Below are 19,604 nucleotides of genomic sequence, written 5' to 3' on the forward strand. Positions count from 1 at the left end.
ACCTCACTTTTTTTTACAAAATACATAAACAATTCATGCATATCCAAGTGTTAATTAATAAATGAATTACATAAATTATAGTAATTTTAGCTTCATTAATGAATGTACTCAAGCCCGACGGGACCGGGATCCTTATCCAATGAAACACCAGATATACCTATGTTGCCGTTGGCTGCGCCAATGGCCCCTCATGCGATCCATCATTTGCCTGGCTTGTTGTTACCTGTGTCCGATATTAAATGCCAATGCGCAAACCCATAAAGTAGATTTTGATGCGAGTAAATGGAGTGGTTGCGAGCCGCTGGCCGTTCAATTCCAGAACCTGTCAGACCCCGGTTATACTTCCCTTAACTGGAGCTTCAGTGTAGGGGCAGATGTTGCCGACCCTAACCCTGCCAGGATCTTTAACGTAGCCGGTACTTACAAAATTACCCTTACGGCCACTTACCCGGATGGGGTGGTTAAAAAGGAAAAAACCGTTACGGTATATAAAAAGCCGGTACCGGCGTTCAGCACCTCTGTACCCGGTGGCTGCGCGCCACTGGCCGTAACCTTTACAGACCAGAGCACTCCGGGTGATGGGACTATTACCAGTGTAACATGGGATTTTGGCGATGGTATTAATGGCAGCGGCAGCACGGCTACGCATACCTATACCTTGGGAGGCAATCAAACCGCTTCCATTATCGTGATCAATAGTTTTGGCTGTACCAACGGCAGCACCCAGCAAATAAAAGTACAGGATGCGCCTACGGTAAAATTCAGCAGCGATGTGCAAAGCAGCTGTGTTACGCCGCTGGCCGTACAATTCACGAACACCAGTTCTACGGTGAATAATGCGCCCCTTACCTATACCTGGAATTTTGGCGATGGTATCACCAGCACTGCGGCAGCACCGCAACATACCTATACCAAAGAAGGTAAGTATACGGTAACACTTACCGCTGCCACTTCCGAAGGTTGTAAGCAATCTGTGACCGCGCCGGACTATATACAGATCGCGAAAATGAAACCTGATTTTACGGTCCCTGCCAGCAACTGCGTGGGCCGGCCCGTTGTCCTCAAAAACACGACCACACCTACTCCCCTTTCTGCCCGCTGGGATTTTCCGGATGGCAGTGTGCAGTATAACCTGGATGCCAGCTATACCTTTACACAACCGGGCGATTATGCCGTAAAGCTTACCGCCTTTGGCAATGGCTGCCAGGAAACCATTACCAAAACCATTCACGTAAATCCCTTACCTACCGCTGATTTTGCTGCCAGTCCCAACCCGGATTGTCATGTACCTACTACCACAAAATTTACAGCACAAACACCGGATGCCACTAGCTGGGCATGGGATTTTGGAGATGGCGGAACCGCTACCACGCAGAACCCAACACATAGCTATACAGCGGATGGGAATTATACCGTTAGCCTGCTGGCCATTAACAAATTTGGCTGCGGCACTACGGTTGTAAAAACGAGTTATATGCAGGTGCAGGAACCGCAGGTAGATTTCGTGATGACTGCCAATAGCGGCTGTATTCCTTTTTCCATTGGTTTTACGGCCCAGGTGAGCAGCGTAGATCCCGTAGTGAAGTACACCTGGGATTTTGGGGATGGCACCACTGCCACTAACATCACGGTACCTTCCCATTACTACTCTAAAGTGGGCGACTATACGATAACGCTGGAAATAGAAACCAAGAGTGGCTGTAAGCTGAGCGCATCGCATGCAATTAAAGCCGGTGATACCGTAAAGGTGGATTTTGATGTGGACCATTACAAGGGTTGCCAATCAGATATTTTTAACTTTACCAATAAATCCGTACCCGCAGGTACAGAGTGGCTGTGGAACTTTCCGCAGGATAACAGCGGCGCCACCGGGCAAAACCCTTCACACCAGTTTAACGAGATAGGCTTTCATGATGTTACCCTTACGGTGATAAACAATGGCTGTTATAATATCCTTACCAAAAGACTGTTCATTGAAATTAACCCGCCAGTAGCGCGTTTCAGCGTACTGCCCGACTGTATCAACAAATACGACCGGCAGTTCTATGATGCATCTGACTTTGGTAACAGTGTTACCAAAACCTGGTTATGGGATTTTGGAGACGGTACTACCTCAACTGACCAATCGCCCAAACATACCTATGCCAAGGTAGGCACTTACACGGTAAAGCTAACCGTAGGCAATGGCAGCTGTACCAGCAACCTATCGCAGATCATTCACATTATTGATGAAAAACCGGTTATAAAGGCGGATACCAACAGTATTTGCAATAGTGACTCCATTACCTACCGCATTACCAATTCCCTGCATTATAACATGATCAATGTTTACCATTGGGAATGGGGCGATGGTAGCTACATCAATATCCCTGCAGCAAGTTTTGATTCAACCGCTGTTTATACGCATGCCTACACCACACCCGGCACTTATACGGTGCGCTTAAACCTGATAGATATAAACGGCTGTCCGCAACAGTCCAACAGCCTGCAGGTAGTGGTGAATGGCGTAAATGCAGACTTTACCTATACCGGCTCCTGTAAAGAAAAGCCGTTCACATTTACCGATACCTCCACACCAACCTCGCCAGGTACTATTCTAAATTCCTGGACCTGGAATTTTGGCGATGGCAGCGGCAACATTACACAAACACAAAAGCCGGTTGCTTTTTCCCATGCCTTTGGAAGTATGACCACCTTCCCGGTTACACTCACCGTGACGGATCAAATGGGCTGTAAAGGCACCATTACCAAACCGGTATCTGTGAATGTAGTAGCTACAAACATTGTGGTGCCGGGGCAGGAAGCCTGTTTACAGAAAGACTTTCAATTTTCCAGCAACAGCAGCGGTCAGTCGCTTACCTATGCCTGGAGCTTTGGAGATGGCGGCACCAGCACACAAGCCGCGCCCCTTTATGTGTATACTAAACCCGGAGTATATACGATTAAGCTGGATGTAACAGATATTGACGGTTGTAAGGCTAGCCAGGAAGCGCTGAACTTTATTACGGTGCGCAATCCACAGGCAGCATTTGACTTTCCTGCTACCCTGGCGCCATGCCCGCCGGTGCTGGTACCTTTTACCAACAGCTCATCAGACTATGATCATATAGCCTGGCAGTTCGGCGATGGCAGCACCTCGCCGGAAGTATCGCCGGGCCATGCCTACAGCCGCCCCGGTGATTATACCGTAGCGCTGAGGGTGTATACGGATGGCGGTTGTTCGAGCACAGTAACCAAAACACTGACTATCCAGGGGCCAGATGGCAGCCAGTCTGCCACACCCACTACCGGCTGTATGCCGCTGAAAATTGAAATGACGGCTAAAAGCAGCAACGCCATAAAATACATCTGGGACTTTGATGACGGGCATGTGGTCACCACCACCACACCAACTACCAGTTACGAGTATACGAAAGAAGGCATTTACCACCCGCGCGTAATACTGGAAGATGCCAAGGGCTGCCAGGTGCCGGCTTTGGGCAATGACCAGATAGTAGCCGATAAGGTAACACCCCGCTTTACCATGGATGCTACACAGGCCTGTGATGGCGGTTATGTATACTTTAAGGATAACAGCTTAAGCGTAACAAAAGACCAGCTGAGCTTACCTATGACCTACCAGTGGGACTTTGGTATTGCCGGCCGTACGGACGATGTATCAACCGACGCCAATCCACGCTTTTTATACGACCAGGTAGGCACCTATCCCGTAAAATTGCTGGTAACCACCGCTTACGGCTGCACGGGTGAAGTAACCTTACCCACAGTAGTGGAACCGAGACCGGTGGCCGAAATAATGCCTATTGACCCGATATGCGTAGGCACCTCTGTAAGGCTGCAGGGCAGCGATACCAAACAATTACCCGGCACCAAATGGGTATGGCTGGTAACGCCGGATAACACGGTGTTTGAAACAGCTACCCCACCGCGCGTAACTTTAAATACGCCGGGTAATAACCAGGTATTACTGACCATCAGCAATGGAAACGGCACCTGCCCGGATACCGCCGGCACTACGGTGCTGGTATCGCCCCTGCCTGACCTGAATCCTATGCCGAAGCAGGCTAATATTTGTTTGGGACAATCACTGGAGCTGCGCTCCAATGTATCCCCGGGCGCAGATATTAGCTGGACGGATTACCAGATCTCAGATGCACGCAGCCCTAACCCAACCATACAGCCCCTGCATGATACTACTTACCATGTAATGGCAGTGAATAGCACCGGCTGCAGCCGTGAGGCCGATATAACTGTAACCGTTAGCCAGCCGCATAAAGTAAGTGCAGCGGATGCCGCTATTTGTAGTGGCAGCCAGGTACAGCTGCATGTAAGCGGTGCGCCCCATTATAAATGGATACCGGCCACCGGTTTAAATAAAGCAGATGTGCCGGACCCGGTAGCCCGCCCTGCTGTTACCACCACTTACCAGGTAATAGGTTTTGGTGATGATGCCTGTTTTACAGACACCGCCCTGGTAACGGTTACCGTTAACCAGGCGCCCACTATTAACGCAGGCCCTGACCAGGTGGTGCCGGTAGGCTCTGAGCTGCGCTTGCAGCTGCAGGCCAGCCCGGATGTAACCAAGGTGGAATGGCGGCCGGATCCCAGCCTGAGCTGTACGGATTGTATGGCCCCGCTGGCAACGCCTAAACAGTCTGTTACCTACCATGTAATTGCTACTAACCAGTATAGCTGCGTGGATATAGATGAGGTAAATGTGAAGGTGGTATGCAGCGGCAGCAATGTGTTTGTGCCTAACTCCTTTAGCCCTAACGGGGATGGGCAGAATGATATCTTCTACATCCGCGGGCGGGGTATAAAATCCATCAAGGTGTTCCGCGTATTTAACCGCTGGGGAGAGGTGGTGTTTGAACGTTCCGACCTGAATACGGACGACCAGGCAGGCGGCTGGGACGGCCGTTTCCGCGGTGTTGCACTAAACCCGGATGTGTTTATTTACTATGCAGAAATGATCTGCGATACCAATGAAAGCTTTGTGCTGAAAGGCAATGTAACCTTACTGAGGTAGCTGCCAGGCTACCGGATATACAGCCGCAGGCTGCAGACAGTTTGCCTATAACAGGGAGGCTGTTTGCAGCCTGCCGCTTTTTCAGGCCGGGCAATGCCCTTCTTAACCCATTAAAAGACAATGCCCAACGTACGGGGCTAATAGTTATTGTATATAATATATTATTTTTAGTTAATTTGTGGTTAATTATACGGCCATTAACTATACCTATGAAAAGCCCAGCGCCTACATTCTTAACGGCCTTTCTGCCGTTTGCACTGTTATTTACAGGGCTACTGTACAGCAACAAGGTAAGCGGCCAGCAGGCAAATTTCACCTATACGGCATCGCCGGGCCTGTGCGCGCCTACCACCCTCACTTTTACCAATACCAGCACCGGTTACGCTTTAGCTTACGATTGGGACCTGGGAGATGGCTCCACCTCGCATGTGGCATCGCCCCAGAATATTTACGCCCAGCCGGGCACTTACCGGGTATCCCTGACCGTACATTATGCCAACGGTAACAGCCAGTATTATAAGGACATTACCATACAACCATCGCCCATAGTGGATTTTAGCGTAAACACCGCTACCAGCTGCAAACCCTTTACCGCTACCTTTACAGACCATACAATAGACGGGTTTGTGCGCACCTGGGATTTTGGAGATGGTACTGCGCCTTTAACCACTAACAGCACTACCGCCACACATGCCTACACAAAAGCGGGCCAGTTCAATGTAACGCTAAGTGTTACTAACTCTGCCGCCTGTACGCAAACGCTTACCAAACCTGCTTTAATAAATATAGCCGTACCTGTTATTAATATCAGCGGCACCGGTCTTAGTGGGTGCACACCGCTGAATGCCGCGCTGGCAGCCAATGTTACTACCATCAATAACGATCCTGTAGCCCAATACACCTGGGCTTTCGGAGATGGCACCACACAAACTACCACCACTAATAACACTGCCCATAACTACACCGGTGTGGGCGCTTATAATGTAACGGTTACCGCTACCACCCAGCAGGGGTGCAGCGCATCTGTTACTGCAGGCAGCCTGGTACGTACCGGCACACCGCCTGCCAATGTTAGCTTTACCGCTACACCGGGTACCGCCTGTGCGGGATCGCCCATACGTTTGCTGGCCACTGCCACTAATGCAGACAGCTATAGCTGGGATTTTGGCGATGGCACTACCCAGGAAGGACCCCAGAACGATATTACACACGGTTTTAAGGCCAATGGCACCATACAGGTGCAAATGAAGGCAGGCCGCAATGGCTGTTATGCCGGCAGCGTACCGGTAACCGTGCAGATCACAGGGCCGGCGGCTAAATTCACCTTTGCCCGCTCCTGTACCAACCGCAAGGCATTTACCTTTACCAATACCTCCAGCACTACTGCCGGTGTTACCTATGAGTGGGATTTTGGAGATGGCAGCGCGCTGGAATATACCAGGGATGCCACGCATGTATATACCCAGAATGGAGACTACACCGTGCGCTTAACCGTGCGTGAAACAGCCGGCACCTGCACCAGCAGCGACTTTCAGACAGTATCCTGCTTCCAGGCTGATTTTAGTACAGGCATCAGCAGTATATGCCGGGGCAGCCGCATAGGTTATGGCGTACTACATGTACCTTCCCAGCAAGTGCACCACTACACATGGCGTTTTGGTGATAATACCCGGCTGGATACCACAGCCGTGGATATTTATAAAACCTATGAACAAACCGGCACGTATACGGATACTCTGATTATTTTCTATAAAGACCCTGCCGTGTATTGTAATGATACGGTAGTGAAACCACAGCACATAACCATTATTGCGCCCCAGGCGGATTTTATAATTGGCAAGGCCTGTGTGGGCCAGCCGGTTACGTTTACAGATGCTTCCCAGCCCTGGCCCAATATTCCTTTAACCAACTGGCGATGGTCTTTAGGTAACGGTATGACGGCCAGCACAAAAGTACCGCCAACGCCTACCTACTCCCCTGCGGGTACAGTGGCTATTACGCTGGTGATAACGGATGCGCGTAACTGTGTGGATTCCTTTACGCAGCAGCTTACGGTAGATCCTACCCCTACGCTGAGCATGGCCTCCCGGCAGTATAAGATCTGCGAAGGCAATAGCGTTACGCTCAATGCGCAGTCAAATGGTACTGTGTTATGGAGCCCGAACGATCACCTGAGCTGCGTGGGCTGCGCCAGCACCATTGCAGATCCGGTGACTGATACCAAATACTTCGCAACGGCCAGCAATGCCTTTGCCTGTTTTGTAACAGATTCCGTAGCTGTAAAAGTAGTGCCGCAGGTGCAGCTCACCGTATCGTCAGATACGGTGCTTTGTAAAGGCGCTGCCGCACAGCTAAAAGCCAGCGGCGCTGCCACGTATAGCTGGGCGCCCGCTACAGGCCTTACTTCTGCCCATGTAGCCAATCCTATCAGCACACCTGAGCAGGATGTTACCTATACCGTTACCGGCACCAACGATGCTGCCTGCCCCGGCCAAACGCAGCAGGTGAGCATACAGGTAAAACCTTTGCCTACTGTAAATGCAGGCCCCGACCAAACCGTGACTGTAGGCACCCGTATTACGCTGGCTGCTACCGGCAGCGCGGATGTGGTAAGCTGGCAATGGACACCCGCTGAAAATATTGACTGCGCCATCTGCCCCACTACCCTGGCAGATGTACATAAACCCGGCAGCTATAGCGTTAAGGGCACCAATGCAGACGGCTGCTCCAATAGTGATCTGGTTGACATTCATCTGGTATGTGACCAAAACGTGGTATACATTCCCAGCGCCTTCAGTCCCAATGGTGACGGGGAGAATGATATTTTTTATCCTCGCGGAAAAGGCATTAACTTTATTAAATCTTTCCGCATTTTTAACCGCTGGGGACAAGAGGTATTCAAGAGGGAAAATATAGCCATAGACGACATCAGCTCCGGATGGAACGGAACCTATAAAAACCAGCCGCAGGCGGCCGATGTGTATATTTATTTCATAGAAGCCCGCTGCGACAATAATGAAAGTTTTTCGCTGAAAGGAAATGTGACATTACTAAGATAACCGAACCGATAATATACCTAAATACATTCCTATGAATAGACTGTTACGCAGTGTACTGCTAATGGTTATAACCGGTACCTATGCTACGCAAACCGTAACTGCGCAGGATATACATTTGTCACAATTTTACGAAACACCCATATTACGCAACCCGGCGCTCATTGGCCTTTTCAATGGGGATATGCGTGTGCAGGCTGTGTACCGTAACCAGTGGAACAGTGTAACGGTTCCTTACCAGACCGGTACATTCAGCGGGGAAATGAAGTTCCCGGTAGGTATGAGCAATAACTTTGTAACAGCGGGCCTGCAGCTATCCTATGACCGGGCAGGCACCTCCCGCCTGCAATCCGTACAGGTATTGCCGGCGCTGAACTTTCATAAATCACTGAGCGCGGATAAAAGCAGCTTTCTATCCCTGGGTATTATGGGTGGCCTGGTACAGCGGCAGTTTGATCCCTCTCATCTTACTTTCAATAACCAGTATACGAACGGGCGTTTTGATCCCTATGCCCCTACCGGTGAGGACGGCCGGCTGGCCTTGCGCGGTTACTCATACCTGGATGCCGGCATAGGACTGAGCTATAATGGCACCATTGGGGAAAATACAAGCTATTTTGTGGGGGGAGCTGCGTATCATTTGAACCGGCCCAAAGTATCATTCTACAAAGATGCAGGTATAGAGCTGGATATGAAGTTCACCTTTAACGCAGGCATTACCGTACCGGTATCTGAGAATGTGAAAGTAATAGGCCAGTACAACCAGCTACACCAGGGCACTTACACGGAATATATTGGCGGGGCGATGGTGGGCTATGGACTGCTGGACCAGGGCCTGGTATCTGACCGGGGTATTTACGGCGGTTTGTTCCTGCGCTGGAACGATGCCATTGTGCCCACCATGAAGCTGGATATGGGCAGCTGGGAAGTAGGTATGAGCTATGATGCCAATATATCCAGCCTGCGGACTGCCAGCCAAACCTTTGGCGGTTTTGAAATATCGCTGGTGTTCAAGGACTTCCTGAACAGCCGGAACAGTACGCTGGAAATGACGAACTGCCCGCATTTTTAATAAAACCAGTGAGTTTGGATTAATAACACTTTCATGTAATTTTACGGCCTTATTAATCTTTAACCACTAACAATTTTAAATATGAGCGCAACAGTAGGAAGTAAAGCACCGGCATTTACATTAACGGATACTGAAAAGAAGAAGGTATCCCTTGAAGATTTTAAGGGCCAGAACCTGGTGATCCTGTTCTTTCCCATGGCATTTACCAGCGTTTGTACCGCGGAGCTGTGCTCTGTACGGGATAACCTGAGCGTATATAATGGCCTGAACACTGCTGTAGTAGGCATTTCTGTAGATTCTCCCTTTACGCTGGGTAAATTTAAGGCAGAGCAGCAGCTGAATTTTCCCCTGCTGTCTGACTTTAACAAGGAAGCCTCCCAGGCATATGGCGCCTTTTATGAAACTTTTGTGCTGGACCTGAAAGGCGTATCCAAAAGAGCGGCTTTTGTGATAGACAAGGAAGGTACCCTGCGTTATGCGGAAGTACTGGAAAGCGCCGGTGACCAACCAAATTTTGAAGCTATTAAACAGACTTTGAGCACCTTACAATAAAATGGCTGGTAAAGCGTTAAATTTTTCCAAAAAACAACGGCAGACCAACCTAGTTGGCCTGCCGTTTGTTATATTTACATAGGTGATGAACCGAAATTAAAATCTCAAATATTCAAAAAAATCCTTATTTTTATACTAATTATGTGGAAAACCTCTACTCTCTTTTTTACTTTACTATTTTGTTTCCACTGCCTTACCGGCAGCGCGCAAACGGCTAAAACTCTCCCTGCTACGGAGAACGAGGGAGCCGTGAAGATCGTTAAGCTATATCCTAATCCAGCCTCCAGCAGGATTAACTTTGAAATTCAACAGCATAATAACGATAAGGTATATGATCTTATTGTATACAACTTCCTGGGTAAGAAAATGGATCAGCTGAAGAACGTGAATGGCCGTACTTCTATGGACCTGGGTTCTTATTACAGCGGGTTATATATTTTCCAGCTTCGTGACCGGGATGGTAACCTGATCGAGTCCGGAAAGTTCAATGTCGTAAAATAATCGATCGCAGTATATCAATTTCTTCCTATCCTATACCCGATGAAACCGCTCACCCACACCTAAGATCTAAGATCTACATTGCTGCTTCCTTCTTTAAGAAACCTCTACAATCAGAAATTTCAGGTACGTAGTATTTTCAATATTCCATAAAATGGGATGGTCCTGCGCTTGTGTCTGGAAAGTAACCTGACGCAGCTTTTTCTTGGCATCTTTGGCCGCCATGTCAATGATCTCCAGGAACATAGAGGGTGGCACCAGGTTGGTACAGGAGGCTGTTACCAGGAACCCACCCGGTTTCAATAGCTTCATACCCCGCAGGTTGATCTCCTTATAACCGGTAATAGCTTTCTGGATGTTCTCCCGGCTTTTGGTAAAGGCCGGCGGATCCAGGATCACTACATCAAACTGCTTCTCCTCCCGGGTCCATTGTTTCAGCACATCAAAGGCATTTACCGCCTGGAACTGGCAGATGTGGTCCAGGTTATTCAGCTGGGCGTTGCGGCGGGCGGTGTTTACCGCATGTTCGGAAATATCCAGCCCCAGCACACTTTTAGCGCCGTAGTAACCGGCGTGACAGGAGAAGGTGCCGGTATAACAAAAAGCTTCCAGCACATCGGCGCCTTTTGCAATATGCTGAATGGCGCGGCGGTTATCCTGCTGATCCAGGAAATAGCCTGTTTTCTGGCCATTTACAATATCTACATGGAATTTTAAGCCGTTCTCGTTAATGATAATGTTGGTATCAAAAGGCTCACTCAGGAAACCTTTTTGCTGGGACAAACCCTCCAGCTCCCGCACGGGTACATCGTTCCGCTCATAAATGCCTTTAGGTTTGAAGATGCTGTTGAGCGCATCTACAATAGCGCCTTTCCAGCGGTCCATACCCAGGGCCAGGGTTTGCAGCACAAAATAATCGTTGAACTTATCAATGATAAGGGCGGGCATTTCATCGGCTTCTCCAAAAATGAGGCGGCAATTCTCCACATAACCCAGCTTTTGGCGGTACGCCCAGGCCTTTTGCAGGCGGCGGTGAAAGAAAGCGGCATCTACCGTTTCGTTCTTATCGCGGGTAAGGATGCGCACCAGGATCTGTGATTGGGGATTAATGTACCCCCGGCCTACAAAAAAGCCCTGATGGGTGAATACATCTACAATATCGCCGGCATTTACGGCGCCATCGATCTGTGCTACTTCATTGCCAAATACCCAGGGGTGGCCCTGCAGTACGCGGTTCTGGATCTTTTTCTTTAAGAAAACCTTGGTCATTGTAAGTTTAAAAGGTCTGCAAAGGTACAGGGATTTTAGATTTTAGATCTACGATTTTAGATTTAGCGGGCAATTGATCGTAAAACCGGGTATTCTAAAAGTGGGGTAATCTTAGATTGACGATGACTCACCCCAAAAATTGTAAATCTAAAATCGTAAATCTTGAAATCGAGTGTGTCAAATTGTCCGCGATTCCACGTTGGCAAAATAATTGTCCGGTGTAACTTTGCAGATTAAAGGCAAATAATTTTACCATCATGACAGAAAAAGAAAAAGATATGCAGACAGAGAGTCAGCAGGCGGAAAACGTAAACCAGCAGGTGGATACGGAGAACGTAAGCGCTGAAGACGCTGCGCTGGATAAAAAACAGCAGGAGCTGAATGAAATGCGGGATAAATATCTGCGTTTGGTGGCAGAATTCGATAATTTTAAGAAAAGGAATGCCAAAGAACGTATAGAGCTGATGCAAACCGCCAACAAAGAGGTGATCAATGCACTGCTGCCCGTGCTGGACGATGCGGACCGGGCTGCAAAACAACTGGAAACTTCCCAGGATATCAATATCGTTAAAGACGGCGTAACGCTGGTGTTTAATAAACTGAGATCTACCCTGCAATCCAAAGGACTGAAGGCAATGGAAAGCATGCACACTGAGTTTAATGCAGACCTGCATGAAGCCATTACAGAGATCCCTGCCCCCAACGAAGAGCTGAAAGGAAAGGTAATGGATGAGCTGGAAAAGGGCTATTACCTGAATGACAAATTGATCCGTCATGCAAGGGTGGTAGTAGGAAAATAATGAGTGACGATATGGCATAACCCTATACCGGTGTGCCTTCATCGCAATTACAAAAATACACACTACAACAAACCATGCCGGGTAATAACCCGGCTTTAAGCGATAAAGCATGTCTACCAAGCGAGATTATTACGAAATACTGGCGGTGGCCAAAACAGCCTCCCAGGATGAGATCAAGAAGGCCTACCGTAAGGTAGCAATGCAGTTCCATCCTGACCGTAACCCCAATAACAAGGAAGCGGAAGAAAAATTCAAGGAGGCGGCAGAGGCCTACGAAGTACTGAGCGACCCGGACAAACGTGCGCAATATGACCGTTTTGGCCACTCCATGGGCGGCAACCGTGGCGGTTATGGCGGCGGTGGTATGAACATGGACGACATTTTCTCCAACTTCGGGGATATTTTCGGGGAAGATATTTTTGGCAGCTTCTTTGGCGGCAACCGCGGTGGTGGCGGTGGCGGCCGTCGCAGCAGGGGCACCCGCGGCTCTAACCTGCGAGTAAAGATCCGCCTTACCTACGAGGAGATCGCCAAGGGCGCCAACAAGAAAATAAAGGTTAAAAAACACGTACCCTGCTCCCACTGTAACGGGCTGGGTGCAAAAGATAAAAACGCTTTCCAGACCTGTAATACCTGCGGCGGATCCGGACAGGTAAGAAGGGTAACCCAAACCTTTTTGGGGCAAATGCAAACGGTGACCACCTGCCCCACCTGCCAGGGTGAAGGCCAGATCATTACCAGCAAATGTGGCCATTGTAAAGGCGAAGGCCGTATGTACGGTGAGGAAATGGTGAGCATTGACATACCAGCCGGTGTAGGCGAAGGCATGCAGCTTAGCATGAGCGGTAAAGGTAATGCAGGCGAAAGAGGCGGCGCCCCCGGCGATCTGCTGATACTGATAGAGGAAGAACCACATCCGGAACTGCACAGGGATGGGCTGAACATAGCTTTTGACCTGCACATTTCTTTCCCGGATGCTGTATTTGGCACCCAGGTAGAAGTGCCTACCATTGACGGCAAAGCGAAAATTAAGATACCACCAGGCACACAAAGCGGTAAGATCTTCCGCCTGAAAGGCAAAGGCTTCCCTTCTGTGAACTCTTACGATAAAGGCGACCAGCTGATACATGTAAATGTATGGACGCCGCAAAACCTTACTGCAGAAGAAAAGGCAGTGCTGGAGAAATTGCAGAGTGCCGATAACTTTCAGCCCAACCCCGAGAAGTCGGAGAAAGGATTTTTTGAGAAGGTGAGGGATATTTTTAGTTAATTACGAATGGATTAGTGAGGAGAGGAAATATATTTTTTAAGCAGCGGCTGTGTCAGGTTTTGACGCAGCCGTTGTTTTTTTAGATGTTTGAGTAGTGTTGGGCTTTGATGCAGGATGGGTAATAATGTTTTTGTTTAGATGTGTCCATTGCAGATATATAGGGCTGGCCACCCTGTAAATATTATGCTTGCTGTTCTTCAAAATGAACCATGCTATGGACTATGGACCATCGACCATGGACTATTTTAACTAATTTGCGCCCCTATGACGGATGCTTCCAAATTCACGATGTTCGAGAACCGGCTGGTAAAGGTTTTCCGCCACCTGCAAAAAACAGCCCGGCGGCAAAACATTACCTGCTACCGCGTGTATGATGATGATATACCGGAATTTCCCTTCAGCATTGAGATCTACGAGGAATATGTATATGTAGCGGAGTACCACCGCAAACATAACATGGAAGAAGAAGCGCATGAGCAATGGTTAGATGATTGCATGGAGGTGGTAGCCAAAGTGCTGCAAATGCCGCTTGAAAATATCTTCATTAAACAGCGGCAGCGTAAAGAGAACCGCCAAAGCCAGTACGAAAAACTCTCTTTTGAAAAACATGAGTTCACCGTGCACGAAGCCGGCCTTAATTTTAAGGTGAACTTAAGCGATTACCTGGATACAGGCCTTTTCCTGGACCACCGCATCACCCGTGGTATGGTACGTGCCGAAGCGCAGGATAAACAGGTGCTGAACCTGTTCTGCTATACCGGCTCTTTTTCCGTGTATGCCGCTGCCGGCGGGGCCCGCAGCGTTACATCGGTAGACCTTTCCAAAACCTACCTGGCCTGGGCAGAGGATAATATGCGCCTCAATAATTTTGATATGAAGGCCCACCACTTCGTACACGCGGATGTATTGCAATACCTGGATACCCTGACACCCAATAGTTTTGACCTGGTGGTAGTAGACCCGCCTACTTTCTCCAACAGCAAGCGTATGAAGGATTTCCTGGATATACAGCGTGACCATGTATCACTGCTGAATAAGGTGCTGGCAGCTACCAAACCGGGTGGCATTGTTTATTTCAGCAATAACTACCGGCGCTTTGTGCTGGAGCAGGAGCAGATACAAGCCAGCAGCATTAAAGATATTACCTCGCAAACATTGCCGTTTGATTTTCAGCAGAAGATGATCCGGAAATGTTACAAGATAGTGAAGTGATTAACAGCGGATTAAGACTTTTCTTTTTATAAATCATTTAGTATAGCGGAGCCGGACATTCATTGTCCGGCTTTTTTATTTCTTAACCCATGAGGGTAAATAATTGTTTACTTTTTTTGAAAGGAATAGTAAAGAATTGTTTACCTTTGAAATTGTATGGAAGATGAAATGTTCCGAGCTGCTAAGGATCTTAAAAAGGGAGGGATGGTATGTGTACAGAACAGGAAAAGGAAGCCATAAAATATTAGTCCATCCGGAGAAGGCAGGTATTGAAATTGTTTTTCCGGATCATGGATCAGCTGAAATAGCCAAAGGATTGGCATTTAAAATACTGAAACAGGCGGATCTTTTATAAATCACATAACACATAAAGTAATGAGGAAGATTGTATTTGTGGTAGAAAAAACGTCTACCGGTTTCTCTGCCTATGCAGATGATTTTGAGAAAAACCCGGTAGGCACTACAGGTAAAGATATGGCTACTTTAAGGCGCAATATCCTGGATGCCTTAAACCTCTATCGTAATCACAAAGGGCTAAAACCCTTATCTGATGCGGATATTACTATTATGCTGGACCTGCAGCAATTTTTTGAATATTATAAAGAGATCAATGCCAAATCACTTTCACAGCGCATTGGCATGAACCAAACCTTATTATCGCAATACATTAACGGCATTAAAAAACCATCTGCCAAACAAACAAATAAAATACTGGAAGGGGTAAGGGCATTAGGCCGGGAGCTCATACAATTAGAATTTGCTTAAGCTATTTCAGATTCCCTGTTTTCTTCAACTCTTTTACCAGCTTTAAAAATTCCTTACGGTAACCGCCGTTATCAGCGCCCAGTGATCTTTTAGCAATGCTGAGCACCATGCTGGTACTCCCATCACCCCGGTAACTGGATTTGCGGAGCAGTAAACCCAGCAAGGCTACTGAGCTGGCAAAACGGAAATCGGTGGAGGCATCTTCAAAGCTGGTGTATTTACCATCAATATCATGCTGCATAGTGATGGTATTACTATCCGCAGGCTCGCGGTACCAGAGCTTTACCTGGCCCAGCGCACTGTCGGACGGTAAAGTATCACGCGGAATAATTTCATACAACGCTACTGCGCAATGTCCTGCGCCAATGATACCACCGGCAACATTATCGTCCTCACCGGAATTATCCGCAAGCAATTTGTTCTCATAACCTATCAGGCGGTAAGCCTTTACTACTTCGGGATTAAACCACACCTGCGCATGGGCATCTTTTGCTACGGTGAAGAGGGTGCTGCCAAACTCACGGGCAAAGATCTTGTTGGCTTCTTCCAGGTTATCGATATAGGCAAAGTTCCCGTTGCCTTTGCTGGAAAGGGCTTCCAGTTTACTATCCTTATAATCGCCCATGCCAAAACCCAGGCAGGTAAGCAGTACACCACTCTCCTTCTTTTGCGTAATGAGGTCTTCCATTTCCTGATCGCTGGTTTGGCCTACGTTAAAGTCCCCGTCTGTGGCCATGATCACGCGGTTATTACCATCCTTTATAAAATTCTCCACTGCTATCTGGTAAGCCATTTTAATGGCGGCTTCGCCTGCTGTGGCGCCGCCGGCGCTGAGGTAATCAATAGCATTCAGGATCTTCTCTTTCTGTGTTCCGGAAGTAGCCGGTAATATTACGCCGGGTGTACCGGCATAGGCTACAATCGCTACGCGGTCTTTAGGGCGCAGGTTATTTACCAGCACCCGGAAGGCAGCCTGCAGCAAAGGCAGCTTGTTTTGCTGACCCATGGAGCCTGATACATCTATGAGGAACACCAGGTTACTGGCCGGCAGGCTGTTAATATCCACCTGTTTGGCGCGCACGGCAATCTGCAGCAGCTTATGCTTGGGTTCCCAGGGGCATATTGCATAACTGGTATTAATAGCCAGCAGGCGGTTGCTGTCCGGCAGGGGATAATCATAATGGAAGTAGTTCACCATTTCTTCAATACGCACTGCATCTGCCGGTACCGGCTCTTTCAGGCGTATGAAACGCCGGATATTGCTGTAGGCAGCACGGTCCACGTCCAGCGCAAAGTTGGAGGAAGGATTTTTCATGGTGGCTACGAACTTGTTTTCGTAGATGGTGCCATACGTTTCATCAAAGAACGTACGGATGCCCATGCCGATATTACCATAATTAGGATTGGAACTGTGTGAAGCGCGGGCTTTGGCCTTTGCTTTGGCCATGGCAATATCGCTCACTGCAGCAGCATTCTTATCGCGCGGGGTAAGGGCTACCAGCATGCGGCTGTATTTTTCTATAGCTATGGTGCGGCTGAAAAATTTTGGATGCTCAAATAAAAGCGTAGTTCCTCCCGGCGGTATTACAATACGGAAAAGGCCATATTTATTAGTGGCGACCTTCACTGTATCATTCATAACGCTCACGGTTACCCCGGGCAGGGGATTATGGGTAATGCTATCTTCAACGGCTCCCGTTACCCATGTTGTTTGTGCGCCCGCAGGTACAGCGGATAATATACAAAGCAAAGCAAGGAGCACTCGCATGTATTAAAATTAATAATTAAGAATGAATAATTAGTAATTAAGGTGATAATGAGCGCAAAACATTCGTGTTACGCTACTATCCTTAATTATTAATTCTTAATTATTAATGCTTCATTGTTCTATGAGCTGGTAGATCTGCGGGAGGTTGCGCCCCAGGCCATCATAGTCCAGGCCATAGCCCAGCAGGAACTTATTGGGAACGGAAAAGCCCAGGTAATCAATGTTTATGGGGTAGGTTAAGGCTTCCGGCTTGGTAAGCAGGGCGGCAATCAGCAGCTTTTTCGGCTGCTGGTGGTGCAGCTGGGGCAGGAACATGTTTAAGGTTTTGCCGGTATCCACAATATCTTCCAGGATCACTACGGTACGGCCGTACAGGTCCTCATCCAGCCCAATGGAGGTTACCACATTGCCGGTGGATTTAGTGCCTTTATAGGACACCAGCTTAATAAAAGAGATCTCTGCTTCTATATCCAGGTATTTGAACACATCGGCCGCAAACATAAAGGAGCCGTTGAGAATGGCGATAAACAAAGGTTTTTCGCCGGCCAGGTCTTTGCTGATCTGTGCGGCAATTTCCTTAATACGCAGCTGCAGCTCTTCTGCACCAATGTAAGGCTGAAATTCTTTATCGTGCACCTTTATGATGGACATGTGATCTTAGATTTGATATTTACGATTTTAGATTTGTTGCAACTCGTATGTGTGCTACACCTTAAAGGTATGGCACACGGCGTTATTTGCCTACTACCAGGCGCTGACCGATCTTGATATCGGTGCCCTGCAGGTTGTTCCAGCGCTGCAGCTGGTCAATGGAAATGTTATAACGTTTGGCTATACCGTAGGCGGTTTCTTTAGGTTGTACATCGTGATACTGCATTATACCCGTGCTGCGTGGCTGTGTTGTAGCCGGGGCGGGGGCGGGCGGCGGAGGCGGCGTGGTGGCCGGCCCTACCTGTGCAGGTGGTGTCTGGCTTTTGGGCATAGCGGGGGGCGCCTGGCTGCCGCCGGATGATGACATTTTCACATCGCCCATTTTCTTCAGGTCTTCTACCATCGCTACCGGTATGCCGCCACTTTGGGAAGTGGTTGCGGCGCCGTCTGTTCTGGCGGGCGCCTGGGAGGCCTGGTTCTGGGCAATCTCCTTCTCTATATCGTTACCGGCTTTTTTTATGGAAAAGTCTTCCCCGGCATTTTCATCTTTAGGCTCATTCTTCGACAAACGGGGCGTGGCACTGGCATAACCATCCAGTGCCAGCCTGGTACCTGCTGCGGGCTCCTGCCCTTCTTTCATTTTGTTACGCCGGCGCAGCCATTTCAGCTGAATGCCTTCTGCCTGTGCCACATCGTGCATGGTTTCGCCCTGGGCTACGGTATGAAAATCGTTCTTACTTTTTTTGCCTTTCTTTTGCAGGTAAATGTATGTGTCGTTTGGCAGGGGTACATCCTCTGAAAGATCATTGTATTGCAGCAAACGGCTTAAACGTATATCATAACGGTCTGCTATTTGTATCAGCGGCGTGCCTGCTGGCAGGTACAATACTTTACGGTCGTTGATCTCAAACACTCCTGAAGGGCGCTTGATGGTGGCGGCCGGTTGGGCCGGTGTATTGGCAGCCGTGGAAGGCCTGCTGGCAGCGGGTTCCGGGCGGCTGGTGTAAGTATTGTTATTGGTAGTATTATTGTTGGCGGGTCTGGTATCAGACTTTGCTATACCTAAACCTTCCTGCGTGTATTGCTCCAGGTTATAGTCTTCAATTATTTTGATCAGCTGCTGCGGATAAGTTCTGCTGGTAGCATAACCTGCCTGCTTGAGGCCATAGGCCCAGGATTTATAATCGTCCTGGCTAAACTGGAACAGGAATGCATAGCGGGGATTATTTTTCAGGAAAGCGGAATGATCGCGGTAGGAATCGGCAGCAGAGTTGTATTTGCGGAAACATTCCTGGCGGGCATCATCATCATAATTTACAGTAGGGCCTACCCAGTTGTTCTTACACTTAATACCGAAATGATTGTTGGAGTTGAGCACCAGCCAGCCATTGCCGCTCTGGGTTTCCAGGATGCCCTGGGCCAGCTTAATGGCGGCGGGGATGCCGGAGGTGTGCATTTCATCAATGGCAATGCCCTTGTACGTAGCAATATATTGCTCCGTTGTCATGGTTTGCGCTTTCAACACAGGCATGCAGCCGATAAGAAAACTAACCACTAACCAAAATTTTCTTACTTGCATGAAGAGGAGTTTAATGGGAAATATTTTTGATGTGCTGATGTGCAGATGGATTGAAGCGTTGGCATTCACTTGCACTTCTGCAT

14 protein-coding genes are annotated in these 19,604 nt (G+C 48.5%); 10 read left to right on the top strand and 4 right to left on the bottom strand.

Features of this window, described 5'->3' with window-relative positions; translation table 11 throughout:
* The first annotated feature begins 190 nt into the window (after positions 1-190).
* The 5 genes from BMZ54_RS33390 (at position 191) to BMZ54_RS22655 (ending at position 10,210) form a co-directional block, all read left to right on the top strand.
* Positions 191-5,029 carry a PKD domain-containing protein gene (locus tag BMZ54_RS33390; protein ID WP_162277647.1) on the top strand — a complete coding sequence of 1,613 codons (4,839 nt, stop codon included), beginning with the start codon at positions 191-193 and terminating at the stop codon, positions 5,027-5,029.
* A 209-nt stretch (positions 5,030-5,238) separates the two neighbouring features.
* The gene (locus BMZ54_RS22640) at positions 5,239-8,088 is read left to right on the top strand and encodes a PKD domain-containing protein (protein WP_089917697.1); all 2,850 of its coding nucleotides are present in this window, start codon (positions 5,239-5,241) and stop codon (positions 8,086-8,088) included.
* A 31-nt stretch (positions 8,089-8,119) separates the two neighbouring features.
* A complete protein-coding gene (locus BMZ54_RS22645) occupies positions 8,120-9,157 on the top strand; it encodes a PorP/SprF family type IX secretion system membrane protein (RefSeq protein ID WP_089917699.1) in 1,038 nt (345 codons plus the stop codon).
* Between the two features lie 81 nt (positions 9,158-9,238).
* Positions 9,239-9,709, top strand: coding sequence for a redoxin domain-containing protein (locus tag BMZ54_RS22650; protein WP_089917702.1), 471 nt, complete (start codon positions 9,239-9,241; stop codon positions 9,707-9,709).
* Between the two features lie 141 nt (positions 9,710-9,850).
* On the top strand, positions 9,851-10,210 hold the full coding sequence (locus tag BMZ54_RS22655) for a T9SS type A sorting domain-containing protein (protein WP_089917704.1): 360 nt from the start codon (positions 9,851-9,853) through the stop codon (positions 10,208-10,210).
* A 93-nt stretch (positions 10,211-10,303) separates the two neighbouring features.
* On the opposite strand, the gene BMZ54_RS22660 is transcribed toward BMZ54_RS22655, so the two are convergent.
* Positions 10,304-11,476 (bottom strand): class I SAM-dependent rRNA methyltransferase, encoded by a 1,173-nt coding sequence (locus BMZ54_RS22660; protein WP_089917706.1) that lies wholly within the window; start codon positions 11,474-11,476, stop codon positions 10,304-10,306.
* Positions 11,477-11,733: 257 nt separating this feature from the next.
* On the opposite strand from BMZ54_RS22660, the gene BMZ54_RS22665 reads away from it, so the two are divergent.
* The 5 genes from BMZ54_RS22665 to BMZ54_RS22685 all read left to right on the top strand — a co-directional run bounded on the left by BMZ54_RS22665 (position 11,734) and on the right by BMZ54_RS22685 (position 15,523).
* Entirely contained in the window at positions 11,734-12,276 is a 543-nt protein-coding gene (locus tag BMZ54_RS22665; protein ID WP_089917708.1) for a nucleotide exchange factor GrpE, read from the top strand.
* A 109-nt stretch (positions 12,277-12,385) separates the two neighbouring features.
* Positions 12,386-13,546: a molecular chaperone DnaJ gene (gene dnaJ, locus BMZ54_RS22670; protein WP_089917710.1), complete on the top strand. Its 1,161-nt coding sequence runs from the start codon at positions 12,386-12,388 to the stop codon at positions 13,544-13,546.
* 264 nt (positions 13,547-13,810) lie between these two features.
* The gene (locus BMZ54_RS22675; protein ID WP_089917712.1) at positions 13,811-14,758 is read left to right on the top strand and encodes a class I SAM-dependent methyltransferase; all 948 of its coding nucleotides are present in this window, start codon (positions 13,811-13,813) and stop codon (positions 14,756-14,758) included.
* Positions 14,759-14,921: 163 nt separating this feature from the next.
* Positions 14,922-15,113: a type II toxin-antitoxin system HicA family toxin gene (locus tag BMZ54_RS22680; protein ID WP_089917853.1), complete on the top strand. Its 192-nt coding sequence runs from the start codon at positions 14,922-14,924 to the stop codon at positions 15,111-15,113.
* 20 nt (positions 15,114-15,133) lie between these two features.
* On the top strand, positions 15,134-15,523 hold the full coding sequence (locus BMZ54_RS22685) for a helix-turn-helix transcriptional regulator (RefSeq protein ID WP_089917714.1): 390 nt from the start codon (positions 15,134-15,136) through the stop codon (positions 15,521-15,523).
* A 1-nt stretch (position 15,524) separates the two neighbouring features.
* Here the strand turns inward: BMZ54_RS22685 and BMZ54_RS22690 are convergent, their stop codons facing one another.
* The 3 genes from BMZ54_RS22690 to BMZ54_RS22700 form a co-directional block, all read right to left on the bottom strand.
* Complete coding sequence (locus BMZ54_RS22690) at positions 15,525-17,291, bottom strand: YfbK domain-containing protein (RefSeq protein ID WP_089917716.1); 1,767 nt, start codon at positions 17,289-17,291, stop codon at positions 15,525-15,527.
* Positions 17,292-17,402: 111 nt separating this feature from the next.
* On the bottom strand, positions 17,403-17,942 hold the full coding sequence (hpt, locus tag BMZ54_RS22695) for a hypoxanthine phosphoribosyltransferase (protein WP_089917718.1): 540 nt from the start codon (positions 17,940-17,942) through the stop codon (positions 17,403-17,405).
* A gap of 82 nt (positions 17,943-18,024) precedes the next feature.
* Complete coding sequence (locus tag BMZ54_RS22700; RefSeq protein ID WP_162277648.1) at positions 18,025-19,521, bottom strand: glucosaminidase domain-containing protein; 1,497 nt, start codon at positions 19,519-19,521, stop codon at positions 18,025-18,027.
* Positions 19,522-19,604 lie beyond the last annotated feature (83 nt).

Origin of the sequence: Chitinophaga rupis (genome assembly GCF_900109685.1) — a bacterium.
GTDB classification, from domain to species: domain Bacteria; phylum Bacteroidota; class Bacteroidia; order Chitinophagales; family Chitinophagaceae; genus Chitinophaga; species Chitinophaga rupis.